The organism is Rubellimicrobium mesophilum DSM 19309 (genome assembly GCF_000600335.2).
GTDB lineage: Bacteria > Pseudomonadota > Alphaproteobacteria > Rhodobacterales > Rhodobacteraceae > Rubellimicrobium > Rubellimicrobium mesophilum.
The window spans coordinates 1-2,007 of the sequence record NZ_KK088545.1; the positions used below are offsets into that span (position 1 = coordinate 1).

A 2,007-nucleotide genomic window follows, 5' to 3' on the forward strand; every position below is an offset into this window, starting at 1 on the left:
GTGTCGTTGACGTCGGCGTGGGCGTCCACGTGGATCAGCGCCACGGGGCCGTGCCGGTCGCGGATGGCGCGCAGGATGGGCCAGGTCAGCGTGTGGTCGCCGCCGAGCGTCAGGGGGACGACGCCGTGCGAGAGGACCTCGCGATAGGCCTCGGTGATGATCGCGCAGCTCCTCTTGAGGTCGAAGGTGTCGATCGCCACGTCGCCCAGGTCGGCCACCTGCAGGTGCTCGAAGGGCGCGGCGCCGGTGGCCATGTTGAAGGGCCGCAGCATCCGGCTCTCGTCGCGGATCGCACGGGGCCCAAGTCGGGCGCCGGGCCGGTTCGAGGTGCCGATGTCCATGGGAACGCCCACAAAGCAGGCGTCCAGCCCCTCGGCCGTGGCGTGCTGCGGCAGGCGCATCATGGTCGCGGGGCCCCCGAAGCGGGGCATGTCGTTGCCCCCTAAGGGCTGGTTGAAGCGGGTCATGGCAGGCCTCCGGCATAGCGAGCCCTACGGTCATAGCCGCGGGGGCAGCGTGCTGGCCAGCCGAGTGGGTCGATGCCCCACGGTCATGTCTGGCCGGGCGGCCACCCGGGGATTAACACGGAATCCAACATTTCCTTGCGTCCGAGCCGCGCACGATGATCGCCGACCTCGCCTCCGTCCGCTGGATCCATGGCGCGCCCGACTGCGCGCAGAGCGACGATCCCCTGATCCAGGTGATTGAGGCCGACCCGGACACCTATGTCCTTCGGATCAGCAAGTGCTTCAGCTTCGAGGCCAACTTCATCTACTTCCTGCTTGGCGCAGAGCGTGCGATCCTGTTCGATACCGGAGGACCAGCCGATTCGGGCAACCGGGCGCTGCCTCTTCGCGATACAGTGGACGCCGTACTGAACGCGCATCCGCGCGGGGACAGCTTGGAGCTGATCGTAGCGCACACCCATGGGCACCGGGACCATATACACTGGGACTTCCAATTCCGGGACCGTCCCGACACCAGCCTCGTGGGCTTGACGCTCGAAGACGTGAAGGCATTCTGGCGTCTTCCCGACTGGCCCGAAGGCGTGGCGACCCTCGACCTCCTGGGCGGACGGCCCCTGACGGTGTTCCCCATCCCAGGGCACGAACCCACCCATATCGCCGTCTTTGATCCGCGCACAGGCATCTTGCTGACGGGCGACGTCCTCTATCCGGGCCTCCTCACGGTGCGGGACTGGCCCGCCTTCCGCGCGAGCGCTCGCCGTCTCTCGCGCTTCGCCGCCACGCATCCGGTCCATATGGCGTTGGGCCACCACATAGAGATGAGTCGCACGCCGGGGCGCCTCTACCCGCTGGGTGCGACGTGGCAGCCTGACGAGCACCCGCTCCCGCTGGAGCCGTCCGTGATCGATCACCTGCATCGCGCCTGCGAGGCCATGGCCGACGCGCCCCACAGCGCGACCTTCGACACCTTTGCCATCGAGATCATGCCGGAAGCCGAGGCAAGCCTGCGCGGCGCCTGGTAAGCTGCCTAGTGCGAAAAGCGGCCACTCAACCAAAGATAACCTTCCCAGTTGATCTTGACAGCTGAGTTCTCCCGACCGCTTCGAATTCTTCGGTGAACACACGACGCTTCGTTGCGACGAGCTGAGAGCAGATGGGTTGGCGTGGCCTGCTGCCGGTTTCGTGGACAGCGGGTTGAGGTAGCGCCGCCTGACGCTCGAACTCCACGGGGCTGAGATAGCCCAAGGTCGAGTGCCGTCGGGTCGGGTTGTAGAACCGCTCGATGTAGTCGAAGACATCGGCGCGAGCTGCATTCCGGGTGCGGTAGACCTTCCGGGCGGTCCGTTCGGTCTTCAGCGAGGAGAAGAAGCTCTCCATCGCCGAGTTGTCCCAAACATTGCCGGCCCGGCTCATCGAGCAGGTGATGCCGTGGTCAGCCATGAGGCGCTGGAACTGCTCGCTCGTATATTGGCTGCCCTGGACGCCCTTCTGTTTGTCAAGCAGCGATACGGGTCTGGTTGATCTCTTTCTGGCGCCGGAT

Annotated in this window: 2 protein-coding genes and 1 pseudogene; 1 reads left to right on the plus strand and 2 read right to left on the minus strand. The window is 66.0% G+C overall.

What is annotated here, in order from left to right:
* Positions 1–467: arginase family protein (locus RUMESO_RS02825; RefSeq protein ID WP_037277963.1), on the minus strand; the 467-nt coding region annotated here is incomplete at its 3' end.
* A 155-nt stretch (positions 468–622) separates the two neighbouring features.
* On the opposite strand from RUMESO_RS02825, the gene RUMESO_RS02830 reads away from it, so the two are divergent.
* On the plus strand, positions 623–1,489 hold the full coding sequence (locus RUMESO_RS02830) for an MBL fold metallo-hydrolase (RefSeq protein ID WP_051520954.1): 867 nt from the start codon (positions 623–625) through the stop codon (positions 1,487–1,489).
* Positions 1,490–1,667: 178 nt separating this feature from the next.
* Here the strand turns inward: RUMESO_RS02830 and RUMESO_RS02835 are convergent.
* Positions 1,668–2,007 (minus strand): annotated as a pseudogene (locus RUMESO_RS02835) (IS3 family transposase); the annotation flags it as partial.